This is a genomic window from Nocardia sp. NPDC004718 (assembly GCF_053601535.1).
Window position 1 is genome coordinate 22,775 of the sequence record NZ_JBSGCA010000041.1, and the last position, 17,654, is coordinate 40,428.

Annotated in this window: 13 protein-coding genes; 6 read left to right on the top strand and 7 right to left on the bottom strand. The window is 66.5% G+C overall.

From position 1 onward, the window contains the following. The first annotated feature begins 146 nt into the window (after positions 1–146). Positions 147–2,156 carry a polyprenyl synthetase family protein gene (locus tag ACWEH3_RS26555; protein ID WP_450020930.1) on the top strand — a complete coding sequence of 670 codons (2,010 nt, stop codon included), beginning with the start codon at positions 147–149 and terminating at the stop codon, positions 2,154–2,156. 71 nt (positions 2,157–2,227) lie between these two features. Then, positions 2,228–2,509 carry a tetratricopeptide repeat protein gene (locus ACWEH3_RS26560; protein ID WP_452358396.1) on the top strand — a complete coding sequence of 94 codons (282 nt, stop codon included), beginning with the start codon at positions 2,228–2,230 and terminating at the stop codon, positions 2,507–2,509. A 244-nt stretch (positions 2,510–2,753) separates the two neighbouring features. Here ACWEH3_RS26560 and ACWEH3_RS26565 read toward each other — a convergent pair whose 3' ends face one another. Then, positions 2,754–3,668 carry an SDR family NAD(P)-dependent oxidoreductase gene (locus ACWEH3_RS26565; protein WP_450020926.1) on the bottom strand — a complete coding sequence of 305 codons (915 nt, stop codon included), beginning with the start codon at positions 3,666–3,668 and terminating at the stop codon, positions 2,754–2,756. Between the two features lie 156 nt (positions 3,669–3,824). On the opposite strand from ACWEH3_RS26565, the gene ACWEH3_RS26570 reads away from it, so the two are divergent. Then, positions 3,825–3,980 (top strand): hypothetical protein, encoded by a 156-nt coding sequence (locus tag ACWEH3_RS26570; protein ID WP_450020924.1) that lies wholly within the window; start codon positions 3,825–3,827, stop codon positions 3,978–3,980. 1,083 nt (positions 3,981–5,063) lie between these two features. Here ACWEH3_RS26570 and ACWEH3_RS26575 read toward each other — a convergent pair. Both ACWEH3_RS26575 and ACWEH3_RS26580 read right to left on the bottom strand, forming a co-directional pair. Continuing rightward, positions 5,064–7,145 carry a trypsin-like peptidase domain-containing protein gene (locus tag ACWEH3_RS26575; RefSeq protein WP_450020922.1) on the bottom strand — a complete coding sequence of 694 codons (2,082 nt, stop codon included), beginning with the start codon at positions 7,143–7,145 and terminating at the stop codon, positions 5,064–5,066. A 176-nt stretch (positions 7,146–7,321) separates the two neighbouring features. After that, positions 7,322–8,065 carry an AfsR/SARP family transcriptional regulator gene (locus ACWEH3_RS26580; RefSeq protein ID WP_450020920.1) on the bottom strand — a complete coding sequence of 248 codons (744 nt, stop codon included), beginning with the start codon at positions 8,063–8,065 and terminating at the stop codon, positions 7,322–7,324. A 424-nt stretch (positions 8,066–8,489) separates the two neighbouring features. Here ACWEH3_RS26580 and ACWEH3_RS26585 point away from each other — a divergent pair, with 424 nt between their 5' ends. From ACWEH3_RS26585 to ACWEH3_RS26595, 3 genes are all read left to right on the top strand, one after another. After that, the gene (locus ACWEH3_RS26585) at positions 8,490–8,915 is read left to right on the top strand and encodes a DoxX family protein (RefSeq protein ID WP_450020918.1); all 426 of its coding nucleotides are present in this window, start codon (positions 8,490–8,492) and stop codon (positions 8,913–8,915) included. Positions 8,916–8,996: 81 nt separating this feature from the next. Continuing rightward, entirely contained in the window at positions 8,997–9,548 is a 552-nt protein-coding gene (locus tag ACWEH3_RS26590; protein ID WP_450020916.1) for a dihydrofolate reductase family protein, read from the top strand. A gap of 261 nt (positions 9,549–9,809) precedes the next feature. After that, positions 9,810–10,541, top strand: a complete 732-nt coding sequence (locus ACWEH3_RS26595) for an alpha/beta hydrolase (protein WP_452358397.1) — start codon at positions 9,810–9,812, stop codon at positions 10,539–10,541. Positions 10,542–10,770: 229 nt separating this feature from the next. On the opposite strand, the gene ACWEH3_RS26600 is transcribed toward ACWEH3_RS26595, so the two are convergent. The 4 genes from ACWEH3_RS26600 to ACWEH3_RS26615 all read right to left on the bottom strand — a co-directional run bounded on the left by ACWEH3_RS26600 (position 10,771) and on the right by ACWEH3_RS26615 (position 17,173). Further along, entirely contained in the window at positions 10,771–11,478 is a 708-nt protein-coding gene (locus ACWEH3_RS26600; RefSeq protein WP_450020914.1) for a helix-turn-helix transcriptional regulator, read from the bottom strand. A gap of 330 nt (positions 11,479–11,808) precedes the next feature. Next, positions 11,809–12,807 carry an ABC transporter permease gene (locus tag ACWEH3_RS26605; protein WP_450020912.1) on the bottom strand — a complete coding sequence of 333 codons (999 nt, stop codon included), beginning with the start codon at positions 12,805–12,807 and terminating at the stop codon, positions 11,809–11,811. Between the two features lie 47 nt (positions 12,808–12,854). Continuing rightward, positions 12,855–15,428: an oligopeptide/dipeptide ABC transporter ATP-binding protein gene (locus ACWEH3_RS26610; RefSeq protein WP_450020910.1), complete on the bottom strand. Its 2,574-nt coding sequence runs from the start codon at positions 15,426–15,428 to the stop codon at positions 12,855–12,857. Positions 15,429–15,562: 134 nt separating this feature from the next. Then, positions 15,563–17,173 (bottom strand): ABC transporter substrate-binding protein, encoded by a 1,611-nt coding sequence (locus tag ACWEH3_RS26615; protein ID WP_450020908.1) that lies wholly within the window; start codon positions 17,171–17,173, stop codon positions 15,563–15,565. Positions 17,174–17,654: the final 481 nt, after the last annotated feature.

The window sequence follows — 17,654 nt, forward strand, 5'->3', positions numbered from 1 at the left end:
CCGATGTCCGGTCGAGCTGCACCGCATCTGCGGATCAGGCCTCAATTTCAGCCGATACCAACATCTTCCGCAGCGACATGGTGTCTCATTGCCATTGATCGGCGGTGTTCTGGATGATCGATGCAACCAGTCAGGAGAGTGCCCGCGTGCCACGTGGAATGGATTCGGCTGTCTTCCCCCATCTGGATGCGGATCTGGACCGGGTCCGTGACGTTCTCGGACCCGTTCGGCTGGAGGGCAGGCCTGAACTGGCCGCGCTCACAGAAGAGGGGCCGGACACCTCGCGCCGCCTGGTCCGTCCCACATTGACCCTGTTGTCCTACTACCTGCTCACCGATCCCGCGGCCCCGGCCGACGACCGGGCGGTGCGCGCCGCCGCTGCCGTCGAGCTGCTGCATCTGGGCTCGCTCTACCACGATGACGTCATCGATCACGCATACGAGCGTCGAGGCCGTCCCAGTGCCAATGTGGTGTGGGGTTCGCATATGGCCGTGTTGGGTGGGGACTCCGTGATGCTCACAAGTGTGCGCATGCTGGCCGAACTCGGCGGGCGCGAAGTCCTGTCGGGGGCAATTGCCGGTGAGCAGATGTGCGCGGGCATGGTGATCGAGGCCGCCGACCTCTACGTGGCCTCCCGCAGCGAGCAGTCCTACCTGGACGCGATCGACGGCAAGACGGCGGCGGTGCTCTCGCTGGCATGCCGGGTGGGCGCGATGCAGGCCGGCAGGCCCGACGATCAGCAAGAGGCGTCGGCCCAGTTCGGCCGGTACTTCGGGCTGGCCTACCAGCTGTATGACGACATCCTCGATCTGACCTCCACCGCCGAAGAGCTGGGCAAGCCCGTCAACGCGGATCTGTCCGCGGGCATTTACACACTGCCCGTGATCCGCGCGGCCGCCCGCGACAGAGGCCTTGCTCGCCTGTTGCAGAGCAGAATGACGCTCGAGCAAGCCGCGCGCGCCCGCGAAATCGTCATCGCCTGCGGCGCCGTGGACGAAGCACAAACGGTGGCTGATGAGTTCATGGACCGGGCCGCCGGTCAGCTCGCCACTCTGCCCGTCGATCCGGGCGCTCGCCACGCGATCACCGCCTACGCCAGGTCCATACTCGACCGGCGAACTCCTGGTCCCGCGGTCCCCCAGCAGTCGACGCAGCCACCTCGAACCCGCGGCGACGGGCTTCCGCCGCAGCTCGGGCGATGGTTGCGGAACTGGCTGGTGGACACCGGCCTCGCCGTCTCCGCTACCGAGGCGGACTACCACCGGTGGACGGGGGCGATCCAGATCCCGGCGCGAACATTGGCCCCAGCAGCGAGTGCGGCCCGTGAACAGACCGCCTACGGCATGGCCGTGCTGGTCCTCGCCTGGGATGACCTTTTCGAGGATCCGCAGCTGAGGGACCCGGAAGCCGTGACCGCGTTGCGACGTGGCATGGTGGCGACGCTGCGCCAGGACCCGGAGAAACCGTGGCGGCCCGGCGCGATTCCGACGGCTTGGGCGAGCATATGGCCGCGCCTGCGCGAGGGCCGGACCATCCGCTGGCAGAAGCGGTTCCTCGACGGCCTCGAGGAGTGGTTCGAAGCCGCCGAACGCGAAGCCCATCATCGCATCAGTGGCTACGTCCCTTCCACGGCCGACTACCTACCGATGCGGATGTCGACCAGTGGGATCGAAACCGCCATCGCCTGCATGGAGGTGTACCACGACCGGGAACTGCCATCGACGCTGCGCGAACACCCCGTGATCCGCCGTCTCGAGGAACTCGCCTTTTGGGTCACCTTCGTGGAGAACGACCTGGTGGGACTGGATCAGGACGAGGCAGACCGAGTTCCTTACAACCTGGTGCGGGCGGTCCGTCACGAAACCGGCTGCACTCGCGACGAAGCCGTGGACCAAGTGCGGCGCCAAGTGGCGGATCAGCGTGCCCAGCTCGAGGCGGTAATCCACTACGTCCCCGCGCTCCTGCGCGTTCTTCCCGGCTTGGCCGGTCAGGGGAAGGACTACGCGGAGATGTATGTGAACATCACGAGCGTGGGGCTCTGGGGGCGTGAAAGCAATCGGTACACGCAAACCTCCGCTATCGCAGCGCCGGATCTCGAACGCTTGCGCCGTGAGGTCTACCTCCCGGCCGACGAACCGGCTCCTACGCCGTCGTAAGCTCCACAGCCGGGCAAAAGCAGAGTCACGTCCCGCACCTCCACCATGTGGTCGCGCGGAATGCCTCCTCAGTGCATCACCGACTGTCCGGACCCCTTCGGGCTCCAGATGCGCATCCACATCGTGCTCTTCCCGGCCATCCGCGGCTCCGGAGCACTCGCAACGCGCTTGCCGACACACTTCGAGCCGGAGGCCGATTCGAGGAAGCCGTGAAACTCTTCGAGACAATGTTCGAGCAGACGAAGCGAGCCCTCGGCAGCGACCATCCACTGGCTGACGTGGTGCGCGACCAGCTTGCCGCGGCCGAGCAGGTAGCCGAGACCCATAGGCGGCACTCTACGAACCCGCCGTAGAGCGCCTCTCACACTTTCCAACTCGACAAGGCGCGCAACGACCGCCTCACTGCGCTCGGGGAGCCGCACGACGGTATCGGCTGCCAGCGGCTCGGAGGGGCGACCCCGCGATCACGTGCATCTGGGTCGGGGCCGCCCCTGGCCGCGCCGCCGGCGCGGTGCGGCAGTGCAGGTGCTGCTAGACGTGCGCGAACAGGCCTGGGGAGGTACTTCGTCGAACGGCCTTCCGGCCGTACGGTGGCGATCAGACGGGGAAGGTGACTCCGGTCAGTTCCTCCGAGACCGTCCACAAGCGTTGCTGAATCGCCATGTCATGGGATCGGGCGCTCGATTCGACGAGCTTCGGGTAGCCGCGGGTCTCCAGGAATCCGCCCGGCCCGTAGTACTGACCGCCCAGCACGCCGGGATCGGTGGCCGCCCGGAGGACCGGCAAGGCCCCCATCGCCGGGGTCTGCGTGACGATGGGCGCGACGACAGGCACGAGCGCGCGCAGCGCGGCAGGCATGTTGCGCATCAAGTCGGTATTCGCCGCACCGGGGTGAGCCGCGACCGCGATCGTCTTGCCGTTACCGGACAGGCGACGTTGCAGTTCGTAGGTGAACATCAGGTTCGCCAGCTTGGATCGGCCGTAGGCCGCGACCCGATCGTAGGACCGCTCGCCGTGCAGATCGTCGAAGTCGATCCGCGCCCGGATCCGATGTCCGACACTGCTGACCGTGACCACCCGCGAGCCCGGCACCGGCAGCATCCGGTCGAGCAGCAGCCCGGTGAGCGCGAAGTGTCCCAGATGATTCGTCCCGAATTGCAGCTCGAAACCGTCGCTCGTGGTCTGTCTCGGCGGGTACATCACCCCGGCGTTGTTGATCAAGAGGTCGATCGTGGCGTGAGCGGATTTCAGCTGTTCGGCAGCAGTGCGCACGGATACCAGCGACGTCAGGTCCAGCTGTTGGATGGTGGTGTCCGCACCCGGCACCGCGGCGGCGATGCGGTCAGCGGCATGTTTGCCCTTGTCCACATCCCGTACCGCCAACACCACCGACGCGCCGTGCGCAGCGAGCGCTCGGGCCGTCTCGAACCCCAGCCCGCTGTTGGCGCCGGTGACGACCGCTAGTCGTCCCTTCTGGGCTGGTATGTCTTGCTCGGTCCACCTGTTCGCCATCTTTCCTCCCAACGATCGGTCGGTCCGTCGCGTTGTCCGACGAGCCCGGCGGGGTGGGACTCACACTCACACCGTCGCGCTCCGGGCGCGGTTGCGCAAGAGGGCGTAGGCCGGTCGGCGCACCCCTGGAATGAGCCAGGGTTGCCGCCGGCCCGCGTGAACATCGAAGCGGCGATCCCCGTGGTCGACAAGTTCGGCGATCTCGTCGTCGCCGTTGCCGACGAGTTGGCGCGGCGGCAAGACAGTGATGAAGGCACCATAGGTGTTGAACGCGATCCGCAACTATGGTGTCGCGGGTGTGCGACGGCCTGAAAGGTCTGCCGGATGCGATCACCACCGTGTGGCAGGGCGGTCGTGCTCGCGGCGGCCCAGGCCTGGCTCCGGTGCCCAGCGGTTCACCTATTGAGGGAGAATACGGACGTGAGCGACGCACCGGAATCCTTGCCAGGGCCCAGCCGGAAGGAGTTCGACGAGCTGGACCGGTCGCGCAGGAAACAGGAAGAAGGGATGAAGGCTGTGGAGACTCCCGGATCGGGAGACGGCACGTCGAAAGTCACCCGACTACCACGTCGCCCGCGGCGCGTGGCAGAAGAGGCCGGCGAACGTCTCCAAAAGACTCGGCGCTCGGACGGTGGCTCCGTCTACGATCCTGCACCGACCAAGCCCGTACTGCGATCGGAACTGCAGCGGGAGACAGGGTGGTGGCCGGTCGACCCCGGCGCGGCACGGCACCCCGCTCCGAAGGATGATCCGGGCAGTGCCGAGCCTGATGCGAGTGTCATCGATCTCGACGCGTTGCGGCGGAAACGAGCTGGTGACGATGCTCCGGGCGCCGGTATTCGGCGCATGGTCAAACCGCGCCGAGTCGGAAAAAGTGCAAGCGAGAGAGCAGGCACCGAAGGCCGGCCCGACAGTGGTCGCAACGGTGACCCCGACCAGGTGGACGGACCTGCTGGGCCACGCTGAACTCTTCGCTAGGCCGTCGCCGCACCCAGCGCCCACACATATCCGTCGGGAATCCACATTGCGTGAACTGGTACGGGAAGCTCATACCGTTGGGGGCGACTCTGGCGGCACCGACAGCAACGCCACTATGAGCAACCGGTAAAAATCGTATCCGCGCAGTCTCAGGCACAAACTCGGTCGTTGCCGACGACTGCGAACTCGCTCGCCGCCGTGCCGCACCTGGCAGCCAGGTTCCGCAAGTGCCCGGGACCGGCCCCGGGCAGCGCCGCTCTCACCGGCCGAGCCCGACGCGTCACGACGAGTGCCGGACCATCATCGAACCACGACCGGGGAAATTCTGTGCGTTGACGACGACGTTGTGATGCCCACGACCACCTGACCAGCTACCGCGCCGCCGACATGGACCGGTAAACGGAATCGGACTCCCCGTCATGGTCCCGTCGTCGGCGCGACACCGTTGTGGATGGCTTGCGCGACAGCTGGATGGGCAAGGTACTCAGCGATGCTGTGGGCCCGTTCCTTCGGATTGTCGACGGGAATCTCCCGCAGTTGTCCCTTCCAAACATCGCGCAGCGGGCATCCGATGGTGATCGGATCCACCACGGACCAGGCATTCAGCCAGTCGCCGACACGCTCCGGCCGGTGCGGTCCCCGGACCAGGAGTTTGTTGTGGACCGCGTCCAGCCCCAGGGGACTGCCGAGAGTGAGCAGCACGGCGACGTCGAGCTGGGGCTGGAGCCGGGTGAGCAGATCCATGGCGACCACAGTGCCGAGGCTGTGGCTGACGAGGGTGAGCCGTCCCGATGCGGGAACGGTCTCGAGGACACAGTCGAGTACCGCTTGCCGGATCTGCTCGTCGGCGAGGTATGAGGCGACGTCCCGGAAGACTTGGGCGATGATGAGCTCGTCCAGGTCGGTACGGGCGGCCAGCCAGCTGAGCTGCCGCTGCAGCCTGCTCACGATCGCGCTGCCGATCGAACCGAGTCCTTCCGTTTCGACCCGGTCGGCCGGTTGCCCGTCCTCGGCGGGCATGCCCGCGTCCACGGCCGCGTTCTGCAGGATCTGTTCGTACAGCCGGCGAGCCGGCGGCGTGGTCGGCGCCATTGCCAGCGCATGATCGACGGCCATGGTCTCGGGCGCGAGTGCCGTTTCCTCCGTGGGCTGCAGCAGGGCTGCCAACCGGTCGCCGTAGAACGGGAAGAAGGCATCCGCGGGATCGAGCGTGCTGAGCCCGGCGAGGGTGAGGCCCTTGTTGAGGCCGGCGGTCCACTCGCGGCGCAGAAGTTCGGGATCGCGACCATGCTGGCTGCGGCCATGCAGGAACAGCAGGTGACGTGTGCCGCCGAAGGCGCCTGCTCGGGCGGTGACGCCGTGGCGGAGTTCCGTGCTTTCCTGCGGCGCCGAAGCCGGATCTACCAGTTCGGTGCGGTCCTCGGCAGGTGCGGGGCGGGGGCGGATCGCCGATGGTCCGCCGACCGGCCCGGCGTTGGGACCGAGTTCGGCGAGAAACTCCTGGTCGCGCGCCGAGCGCTGCAGTCCGGCCAAGTGCGTGAGGATCGCACTGACGCGCACTCCCTCGTTCGCTCTCCAGGCAATCGCGTCGTCACCGTCGCCTTCGTGCCAGACTGTGCCGTCGCGGCGCAGAATCCGCCCTTGCTCGTCCGTGCGCGGAACGCCGGAGTGGTGTAACGCGACGACCTCCCATTGGTCGTTGAAGACCGGCGAGCCGGAGTTCCCCGGTTCGGTGTCGGTGGAGTAGTGCAGGAAGTCATCGAGCTGCAAGTCGAGCTGGTTCCGGCGGATGCCGATCTCCTTGAGTCTGCCCATCGGGTGCCCGACGATGTTCATCGCCTCACCGATGACGATCTTTCCCTGGTCCATGATCAGCCGGTTCCACCAGCCGACGGCGTCGCCGGGCGGCTTGCCGTCGGCGCCGGGACGAACCGGCACCAAAGTGAAATCCAGGTGCTCATCGGTGACGAAGAAGTCGGGGTCGAGACGGAACCGCACGGGAAGGCGAGGGTCGTTGTCGATCGTCGTCTCGGCGCCGAACTCGATCACGACCTGCCGGGCGGTGTCCTGATCGGGAAGTACGTGATTGTTGGTCAGGAGCAGCCGGGGCGACACCAGGAACCCGGTGCCCAGCGGTACTTCTCGGCCGTTTCGGCTCAGCGATATCCGCGCGACCGACGCCGCCGTACGAGCACCGCGGGAAAGGAAGTTGGCCGGTTGGAGTTCGTTGCTGGCGCCGATGATCCGCTCGAGCGTCGTGATCCGGTCGGAGGGCTCGATCCGGCCGACTTCGATCATGGCCTCGACCGGCATCTCGCCGCTGGTCGCGAGCCGCTGCGCCCGAGCGCTGATCTGTTCCGGAGAGTCCACAACCGGACTGTCCTTCATTTTGCGACGTTGCTCGATGTCTTCGCGCTTGGTCTCGGTCGCGACGTAACGTTCCGCGGCGGCTCCGATCTGCTTCAACCACGCCGCTTGGACTTGTTCACGAGAATTCATGGTGCAACCGCCTGGAAACAGAGGTCGATGTGGTCGTGTCCGCTACTGGCGGAGTGTTCCTCAGGCGCGTCACACCACCGTCACCTCAGCGTTTCACCCAGCGCGGCAGTGCCCGACAGCGTTCGTCGTCTATCGTCACCTCGCCCGCGTGACGCGTGTCAGCAATTCGGGAGCGACTAGACCGTGGGGGCATCGCACTTCTGGACGCGAAGGAGGAGTTGGTCGAATTCCGGCGACGGCTCGGTGTCGAACTCGGCCCACAGCAGGTCTCGGTATCGCCGGTATTCCCGAAGGGCGTCGATCTTGTTGCCCTGCGCGAGATGGATTCGCATCAGAATCCTGCGGGAGCTTTCCCGGAGCGGCTCTGCCGCCGCCACCGCCGACGCGGCCATCAGGGCGGCGCCGACCTGCCGACGCTCCAGCAAGGCTTCGGCCGCCGCTTCCAGCGCCGCGACCCAGGCCAATCGGTACCGTTCCCGGTCGACGACCACCCACTCCTCGTCCCAGTCCGCCAGCAGCGCTGCGCGATCCAGCAGCAGCGGGACGCGCGCGAGATCCTCCGAGCACGGCTGGTGAACCAGTTTCTGCGCCAATTCGGTCAGATACGCCAGATCGACGACCACGTCCGGATGGAGGCGAAGACGGTCGCCGTTGATCTCCACGACCGCGTCCTGGATACGGCGCAAGCGCCACAGGGCGGTTCGCAGACGCTGCGCCGCGCAGTGATCAGCGCACTCCGGCCACAGCGCGCCCGCGAGGCGGCCACGAGAGACCGGCCGGTTCAGCAGGGCCAGATAGGTCAGCACCCGCTCTGCCGCGTGCGGAATGGCAAGTCGGCGGTCGCCGCTGTGCAGGGCGAATTCTTCGATCAACGTGAGCTGGAAACACGTCGCATGCGTGGCGTTATGAATGAGCACCATTTCACTACTCGATCGCGGCGTCGGTCTTCATTTCGCAGGCGTACGTCGACCGGTCGATCTCGGCTATCGCACACCGGCCATCATGCCCAGGTCATGAACTGTCGGCGCGAGTAGCCGACTACGCGATCGCGAGACAACGAACGTCGACGAATTGCTTTCGTCGCCACGCCCAGAACGAACCGCCGCGTAACGGACTACTCGCATGCGGTATCAACGGAGTGAGACCCACGAACTCGCACTATCGAAGCAAGAACCAGCGGTCATCGCCCCACCGCGGCCGGGTGGCTCAGCCCAGCATCCGGCGCTGAGCCAGTACAGCAGCGGTCCGGAGAATCTTCGTGGACAGCGATGAGTTCTCCGACGGTGCTCCGTCCTATCCGGTGAACGCGCTACCAACCCGGCGCACCAACCAGAAGGACCAGGAATGACCACCGCCAACTTCTCCAGCGACGTCACCGACCGTCCCGGAAAGGTCCGCAACCGCGTCCTGTGGGCCCTGCAGATCCTGCTCGGCCTGTTCTTCATCATCGCCTCCGGCGGGCCGAAACTCGTTGTGCCGAGCGCCCTGACGGACAACGCCCCCGAGAATCTGACCATCCCCCTCGGGTTGCTCGTCCTCATCGGAGTTGCGGAGGTGGCGGGCGGTATCGGCCTGATGGTGCCACGGCTCAGTGCCCTGGCTGCCGCAGGTCTGTCCGTTCTCACCGTGCTCGCCGCAGCGACGCAGGCTTTCATCGCCGACAAGCCCTTGATGGGGATCTTCCCGTTGGTGCTTGCCGCGATCTTCGCCTGGATCGCCTACGAGCGCCGCGCCACCATCACGGAGCTGCGCAACTCGCTGTCGCGATGACGAATCCATAAGTACGACCGGGCGTTGGCGGCAGGCCCAGAGCGCCGATGAGTTTCGAGCGTGTGGGAGGTCTACCCCGTCATGAGGAAACTGATCTACGGGTTCAGCGTGTCCCTGGACGGCTACATCAACGACCGCGACGGCAGCATCGACTGGACCAACCCCGACGAGGAGCTACACCAGTTTCACAACGACCGGTACCGCGAGATCGAGGTCTCGCTGCACGGTCGCCGCCTGTACGAGCTGATGGCCGAGTACTGGCCTCATGTGCCCGCGGACGCGCCGCGCATCGAGCGGGAGTTCAGCAGGCTCTGGACGGAGAAGCCGAAGGTCGTCTTCTCCCGAACGCTCACCGAGGTCCGCTGGAACAGCACGTTGATCAGCGAGAACGCGGTCGAGGAGATCCGCAGGCTCAAGGCGGGAGGCGATGGCGTCATGGAGATCGGTGGCGCAAGCCTCGCGGCTTCGCTGATACCACACGGGCTCATCGACGAGTATCAACTGTTCGTCTTGCCCGTGGTGCTCGGCGGCGGCACACCGCTGTTCCCAGCGTTGGACAAGCGCATCCAGCTCCGATTGGTCGAGACGAGGCACTTCAACACCGCAGTGATGCTGCGCTATCGCGCCGACTGAGATCCGTTCGACCGCAGCACCCCCGTCACCGGACACTGCTGACACCGTAAGCGAGTAGCTCCGCGGCATCGGCCCCGGAGCCTCCGCAAAACCTGTTGGTGGACCGCGGCGACCACTGCTAGCCTTGCGGAAGCCGTGCCAGTGAACGAGGAGGTGGTACCCGTGAACGCAGTATCTACATGGGTGCTCCCCTCTGGGGTCACGGTCGGGCGATAGAGCGCCCGGGAGCGCCGTTCAAGAGCACTCCCGAAAGGCACGACCGTGCAATTCACTTCTGAACAGCGCCTCGACGACGGCATCCTCGAGCGCGAATTCACCCTCGGCGAGATCCCCGGCATCCTGTGGACGCCCGGATCAGCATCCGCACCGGCGCCGCTGATCCTGATCGGCCACCCAGGCGGACTGGACAAGATGTACCCCCGACTGGTTGCCCGGGCCCGGCACTCCGTGGCGGAGGGCTTCGCCGCGGCCACCATCGAGCTCCCCGGCAGCGGTGACCGGCCCCGTTCGGCTGCCGCCGAGCAGGTCCGCGCCGACCTGCACCGGGTGCTACAGGCCGGCGAGCCGGTCACCGACGACATCGTCGACCGGCTCGTCCTCCCCCTGGTCGACCAGGCGGTCCCAGAATGGCGGGCCGCCCTGGACGCCCTTCTCGCGCTGCCCGAGATCGGCGGGCCGGTCGGGTATTCAGGCGGGGTGATCTCCATCGGCACCCGGCTGGCGGTGGTCGAGCCGCGCATCGTGGCCGCCGTTCTGTTCGCCGGGAGTTTCGTGCCGCGCGCCATATTCGAGGAGGCCCGGCAGATCACTATTCCACTGCATGTCCTGCTGCAGTGGGACGACGAGAGAAACGACCGGCAGATGGCCCTGGACCTGTTCGACGCCTTCGGCTCCAAGGAGAAGACGCTGCACGCGAATATGGGCGGCCACACCGGCGTCCCGCAGTTCGCGGGAGAGGAGGCAAACCGGTTCTTCGCCCGGCACTTGAAGTGAAGCCGGCCCGACAGGCCGACAGGCCATGGGTGTGATGGACGGGATGAGGTCGGGCACCGAAGCGAGCCCGCTCCTGGATTTTCTATCCGCACAACACTTCCTGCGACATTGGGGGCGGATAGCGGCCGACGGCCGCTCATGCTGCACCAGACAGTGACGCGCGGTCGGTGTACGTCGCGATGGGCGACTCGTTCTCCGCAGGTGTCGGCATCGCGCCGACACTCGATCCTCACTGCCCGGGTTCTGCCCCCGTTCGGAGGTCGACTACCGTGTCACCGCTGTCCGCGTCCAGCCCCGCGAGCAGACGCAGCCCGTCCTCGGCGGGGCTGCCGGGGAGCGCGGACAGCACCAGCAGCTCCATGCCCGTTTCGTCCGGTAGTGCGAGGTTCTCCTGATGCAGTTCCAGCAATCCGACCAGCGGGTGTCGGTACGCCTTGCGTCCATGCGTGCGGGCGCGCACGTCTGCGCGGGCCCAGAGGCGGCGGAAGCGCTCACTGCCCATCGCCAGCTCACCGATAAGCGAGGCCAGGCGGGGGTCCTCGGGGTATTTGCCTGCGGCCAGGCGCAGGTGCCCGACCACGTCGAGGGTGCAATTCTCCCAGTCGGCGTAGAGGCCGCGCTCGACCTCCTCGAGGAAGATGTGCCGGGCGGTGTTCAGGCCCGGCATCGACCGGCCGTAGAGAAGGCCGGCGAGGCGATTTCCGGCGAGCACATCCATGCGGTGGTCCATGATCAGCGCGGGTGCGTCGGCGACCAGGTCGAGGACGCGTAACAGCTCCGGTCGGACCCGTCCGCTCGGCGCCTTCGCGCGGCGGCGGCGCTGCCGGGCGAGCCGGTAGAGGTGCCCGCGTTCGGTCTCATCGAGACCCAGGACGCGAGCGAGCGCGTCGAGGACCTGCTCGGAAGGCTGGGTCGCGCGGCCCTGCTCCAGGCGCACGTAATAGTCGACGCTGACCCCGGCGAGTCGTACCCACTCCGCACTCCATGTAGCCGGAGCTGCGGACGACCCATCGAGCTGATGCGGACTGAATCAATCCCGCGCCTGATCTCGGGATTCATAGGTTCCCGAGGCTGAGCCAAGAGCGCGAACGAGGCGGGCGAGCCGCTACTTCGACCTGCGCTCAGTGCAGAGCGCCGCCGCCACTCCGCCCTGGACGGGCCTGACCTGTTACTTGTATGGAGCTAAGGGGACTTGAACCCTTGACCCCATCAAAGGGTTCAGGATGGCTCGCGCTTCCCGCTGGGTCCCAACTCGATATCGCGCTGGTCAGTCATCAAGGATCCTGGGATCGGCAAATGCTTGACCGAGATCGACAAGGAAGTTGGTCAGGACGTAGATCGCGCCGAGTGTCAGGGTGATCCCAGCGATGGTGGTGTAGTCGCCGGCTTTGATGGCTTGTGCGGTGTAGAGGCCGATGCCGGGCCAGGCGAAAATCAGTTCCAGCAGGATGTCGGCCCCGAACATGGCAGCGACCTGCATGCCCGCGATCGACATGGTCGAGTTCACCGAATTTCGCAACGCGTGTTTGACGACGACGCGTGGCTCGGTCATGCCTTTGACACGGGCAGTGCGAACGAAATCCGAGCGGAGGGTGTGCTGCAGGCTGCTACGGAGCGCCCGGCCGATGCCGACCGCGGGGACCAGGGACAAGCACACGACGGGGAGAACCAAGTGCTCGACGGCGTCGATGAACACGCGCGGCCGTCCGGCGAGCAGCGAGTCGATGAGCAAGAACCCGGACGGCCCGTCGGGCGCGTCACCGTAGGAGCTGCGCCCGCGAGCGGGTAGAACCCCGAACTCTCCGTAGAACAAGAGAATTCCGAGCAACGCGGCGAGGAATACCGGCATCGACGATCCACCGATCAGCACGAGTCGAAGAACGCCCGACCCGGGCCACCGCAATGCTGTCGCCGCTCCGAGCAGCAAGCCGAGCGCTACGGCCAGCACGAATCCGCAGACGACCAGTTCGGTTGTGGCGGGCAGGAAGCCGGCGATATCGGAGCTGACCGGCCGACGCATCACCGCGGACTGTCCGAAGTCGCCGGTGGCCGCCTTCTCGACGTAGGCGACATACTGCACCGGCAGCGGCCGATCCAGGCCGAGCTCGTGCCGCGCCCGTTCGACGGCCTCGGCGGAGGCCCTGTCGCCGACGAACGCTCGGGCCGGATCGACTGGAGAGACTTGTCGTAGCACGAACACCACGGCGACGAGCGCGAGCAGCACGAGGATCGCCCCGAGGCCGCGCCGGGCTATGACTTTCAGCATTCGGATTTCTCCCTTGCTGTGGAGGAAAGGGCAATGCGGGCCTGCGGTCAGCGATCGGTGAGGCGGTCGCGGAGTACGTCACCGGCGAGGTTCGCGATCGTGGCGAGTACGAAGAGCCCGATCGCGGGCATGATCGGCACCCACCAGGAATCGAGGAGGTAGGGCAGTCCCCTCGCGCACATCGCACCCAACTCGGGAGCCGGTGCGGGAGAACCGAGTCCGACGAACGACAGGCCGGACAGCATCAGGATCAAGGCGCCGACGTCGAGACTGGCCGCGATGATGGTCGGCGGCCACGCGCCGGGTAGCAGGTGCAGCCAGCCGAGCCTGAATCGGCTCGCACCGGACATCCGCGCGGCGTCGATGTGCGGCAGCGATCGGAGCCTGGTCACCTCGCCCCGCACGACTCGGGCGTACAGCGGCCACCAGACGAGGGCCAACGCCGCCAGCGTATGCACATACGACGGCCCGATCGCGGCTACGACGGCGATCGCGAGCAGGGATGCGGGCAGGGCGATGAAGATATCGGTGATCCGCATCAGGATCCGGTCGACGACCCCGCCGAGAGTCCCGGCGACGAGCCCCACCGCGCCGCCGAGGACAATTCCGGACGCGATCACGCAGAGGGCACCCCACCAGCTGGCGCGCATGCCGATCAGGACACGGCTCAGGATGTCGCGCCCGACCTCGTCGGTGCCGAGCCAAAGCGCTGCGTTCGGTGGGGATGTCGGGCGTCCCACCGGGAGATCGGGGTCGTAGGGGGCAATCCAGGACGCGCCGAGCATGACCACGATCAGCGCCGCCAGCACACACAACGTGATCACATCACCCGGTTTCGCGCGTCGGCGCGCCGCCACTGCCGCGGGCGCCGGTTCGCTGCCCACGCCGCTGCTGATGGCGGGCGCCGACGCCGGAGGGTTCGGCGCGCCTGTCGGCTTGCCGCGCCGCTGTTCCTGCGCGCTGCCGATACTCGGCACCGCAGCCGCCAACGCCTTGCTGTACGGGTGCGACGGTGCCTTGGCCACCTTCTCGGCGGCATCGATCTCGACGATCTCGCCGCGATACATCACGGCGACGCGGTCGGCGATGAAACGCGCCGCGGCCAGATCGTGGGTGACGAAGACGACCGTCAGCCCGAACTCGCGCCGCAGCGTCTGAATCAAGTTCAACGTCGTCGCCGCCAGCGGCGCGTCCAACGCCGAAGTCGGCTCGTCACAGAGCAATACCGCCGGAACGACGATCGTCGCCCGCGCGAACGCGACGCGCTGGCGCTGCCCGGTCGACAAGCTGTCGGCACGGAGGTCAGCGACGGCCGCCGGGAGCCCCACACGTTCGAGGGCTGCGATCACCTGGGCCCGGCGGCGGGCCCGGCCGAGTGACCGCGGTAGCCGTTCGCCGACCTGTCGTTCTACGGTCAGCCACGGTGTCAGCGACGCGCTGACGTCTTGGAAGATCATCTGTGTCGATCCCCCGGATAGCTCGATGACACCGCTGTCGGGCTTCTCCAGTCCCGCGATCATCCGCAGCAGTGTCGACTTGCCCGACCCGGATTCGCCCACCACCGCGACGGCCTCGCCCGCTTCCACCTGCAGGTTGAGGTTGCGCAGCACCGACAGCGTCTCGCGCCTGGCCAGACCGCCGCGCATGCGGTAGCCCTTGCCGACTTCGACGCAACGCACGACAGGTCGCGCACGGACCCGGATGTCCAACGGCGGGAAAGCGGCAGACAGTCCACGCGCCTGGGTCCGGTCGACCTCGGCCGGGAGGATGCACGCCGCGACACCGGAATGTGTGGCAGCCGGTGTCAGGGGGATCAGCGACTTCCCGCATTCGTCGGTGCGAAGCGAACAGCGCGGTGCGAACGGACAACCCGGCGGAGGGTCATGCGGATCCGGCGGCATACCGGTCAGCACCGGTATGCGGTGGCCCAGCGGCAGGCCGAGATCGAGTCGCGACCCCAGGAGGCCGACCGTGTAGGGGTGCGAGGGAGTGGCGAGAACATCTGTCACAGCGCCGATCTCGACGAGGCGCCCCCCATACATGACCGCGACCCGGTCGGCGGCCTCCGCGGCGACACCGATGTCGTGGGTGATCAGCAGCACCGAGCAACCGAGCTCCGCCCGCAGGTCGGAAAGCAACGCCAGGATCTGCGCCTGGACTGTGACATCCAGCGCCGACGTCGGTTCGTCGGCAATGATCAGGTCCGGGTGCGCGGCGATCGCGATCGCGATCATGACCCGTTGCCTCATTCCCGCGGAAAGCTCGTGCGGGTACGACCGCAGCCTGCGGCGGGCCTGCGGGACGCCGACCAGGTCGAGCAGCCTGCCCGCCTCCGCGGTCGAGCCGGCGACCTCCCACACCTGGTCGCCGATTCGCATCGTCGGATTCAGCGACGTCGTCGGATTCTGGAACACCGCACCCAGGTGGGCGCGACGGACCCTGCGTCGCTCGTCAGGCGGGGCGGCAACCATGTCGACGCCACACACCTCGGCCCGTCCGGTGACGACGGCAGGTGGATCGCCCACCGGTAGGCCGAGCAGGCTCAGCCCCAATACACTCTTGCCGGAGCCGGACTCCCCGACGAGCGCGAGGATCTCTCCGGGCGTGATCTCGATGCTCACCCCCCGGACCGCACGCACCGCGACGCCCCGGCGGCGAAACGTCACGTGGAGGTCGCTCACACACGCACGCGGGGTGAATGTGGCGGCCGACCGGCCACTTTCGTCTGCGCGGGCTGCTCCCTTCCGGAAGTGCTTCATCTCGCTTTCACCTTCCGAAGCAGGTTGATAGGCACCATTCCGGTGTCGACCAGCGTATGCACGATCTGGCCGATGCTCGAGTTGGTCACGATCACGTCTTGGATGTCGCAGAGGTTGATGACCCAAGCTTGATCCATCACGATCCGAGCGCCCTCGACCCAGTGCCTTTCAGCGTCCGCTTTGCTGAGGGATCGCTTCCCGGCGTCCATGACGGAGTCGAGAGCGGCGTGGGAATAGTTGAACCAGTTGATCGGCGATACACCCGTGCGGAAGAAGATCCGCAATGTGGTGTCGGCATTGAGCGCGTCGCCGCCGTACCCGTGGAGGAGCATGTGCGGTTGCTGCCCGACGGGCGCCGAATGCAGTGCAAACACCTGGGAGGTGGGCATGGCCCGCACCCTGGCAGTCAGTCCCAGCACTGCCAGCTGCGTCTGGAGCAGCTCGGCGACACGGGCATCGGTCGCTCCACCCGCCTCGTCGTAGGCGAGGTCGATCTGCTTGTCGCTGTCCGGCAGCTTAGCGATCAGCGCCTTCAGCGTGGATAGGTCGTGGCCGGGCGCGTCCGGCGCAGCGCCGTCCGGCAACACTCCGGCCGGGTAGAACTGCGTAGACCGTGCGGCGGCCGAGCCGTAGGCCGGCTCGATGAGCGCGGGAACGTCCACCGCCGTGCGCATCGCCCGGCGGAACTCCGAATCGGAGAACACGCCCTTCTTCCAGTTCAGGAAGATCGACGACTTGAACGCCGTCGGGTGTTCCGCCACAGTCAACTTCGAGTTCGTCTTCATCGCCTCGATCGCGGCGATCGGCAGCCCCTTGGTAATGATGTCGAGCTGCCCCTGCTCGAGCAGCAGGCGTTGCGTCGTGATGTCCGGGATGATCTCGATACGCAGTGTGGTGAATTCCGGTCGAGTCCCCCAGTAGCCGTCGTAGGCGGTCAGCGTGTAGTTACTGCCCGGCACGAACTCCGTGATCTGGTAAGGTCCGGTGCCCGCATCGTGCGTACTCAACCAGCCCTGCGCCAGATCACCGTTCACGCTATGGGTCCGCACCGCGGTCGGGCTGACTGCCTTGAGTCCCCACGGGCAGGCGAGGTAATCCAGAAACGGCTCGACAGGATGCGCGAGCTCGATCACGAGCGTGGAGTCGTCGGGCGCGGACATCGACTCCACGTCAGCGACCAGATATGCAGGCGCTTGGTTCACGCCGGAACGCCGGTGAAAGCTCTCGATGATCGTGGTGGCCGTCAACGGCGTGCCGTCGTGAAAGGTGACACCGGCACGTAGCTTGAACGTGTACGTCAGCCCGTCGTCGGTGACCGTCCACGACTCGGCCAGGCCGGGCCCGATTTCAGAGGAATCGGGTCTGTAGCCGACCAAACCTTCGTAGACACTCAGGGTGACCTGGAGGCCCTCTCCCTCATAGAAAATGTCCGGGTCGGGCACCTGCATGTCCGCCAGAAATCCGAAACGGATGGTATCGCCGCCCGTTTCGGCTCCACCGTATCCGCCCGAACATGCCGGCAACAGCACCGATATCCCGAGGGCTTCCGTCACGGCGACGAGCGCGCTGCCCTTCAGGAATGTCCGTCGATCCGCAATCATGCTCATATCGCAACGCGCCTTTCCCGTCGTCGACGTCGTGGCAACCCCAACACATGATTTGAATCTCCAGTGTCACACAGGAATCCGTGTCCGGAGGCCGAACGCACGTGTGGCACAACAGAGTTTCACCTTCGCGGCGAGCGTCGGCGCGTGGGAAGAAGGCGGGCGCCGTACGGTGCCGACGTCGGCGTCAACAGATCGCCGCGCTCTGGCAGCGTCTTGCGAATCTACGAAAGTCTGGGCAGAACAAGCAGTTTCGGGGCGCGCGTTCCCGCCGAATCGTGCGGTCAATAGGTATTGACACGCGCGACGCTTCTTGGATCGCCGAAGGCCGATGTGCAGGTCGAGAGAATCCCCGGTCGCCGACGGGAACGCTGCCACAATCCGCGACATCTATTGACAGCGCAGCCGTGGTGATGCGATGTTTAATGCAACACGGGTCCGCATCAACCGAGGGGCGGGCGAAGATTCGCATCAGCGGCTTCAA

Excerpts from the sequence above, each read along its gene's own strand:
- ACWEH3_RS26565 (WP_450020926.1), bottom strand. The coding sequence starts at position 3,668 with ATGGCGAACAGGTGGACCGAGCAAGACATACCAGCCCAGAAGGGACGA.
- ACWEH3_RS26575 (WP_450020922.1), bottom strand. The coding sequence starts at position 7,145 with ATGAATTCTCGTGAACAAGTCCAAGCGGCGTGGTTGAAGCAGATCGGA.
- ACWEH3_RS26580 (WP_450020920.1), bottom strand. The coding sequence starts at position 8,065 with ATGGTGCTCATTCATAACGCCACGCATGCGACGTGTTTCCAGCTCACG.
- ACWEH3_RS26585 (WP_450020918.1), top strand. The coding sequence starts at position 8,490 with ATGACCACCGCCAACTTCTCCAGCGACGTCACCGACCGTCCCGGAAAG.
- ACWEH3_RS26590 (WP_450020916.1), top strand. The coding sequence starts at position 8,997 with ATGAGGAAACTGATCTACGGGTTCAGCGTGTCCCTGGACGGCTACATC.
- ACWEH3_RS26605 (WP_450020912.1), bottom strand. The coding sequence starts at position 12,807 with ATGCTGAAAGTCATAGCCCGGCGCGGCCTCGGGGCGATCCTCGTGCTG.
- ACWEH3_RS26615 (WP_450020908.1), bottom strand. The coding sequence starts at position 17,173 with ATGAGCATGATTGCGGATCGACGGACATTCCTGAAGGGCAGCGCGCTC.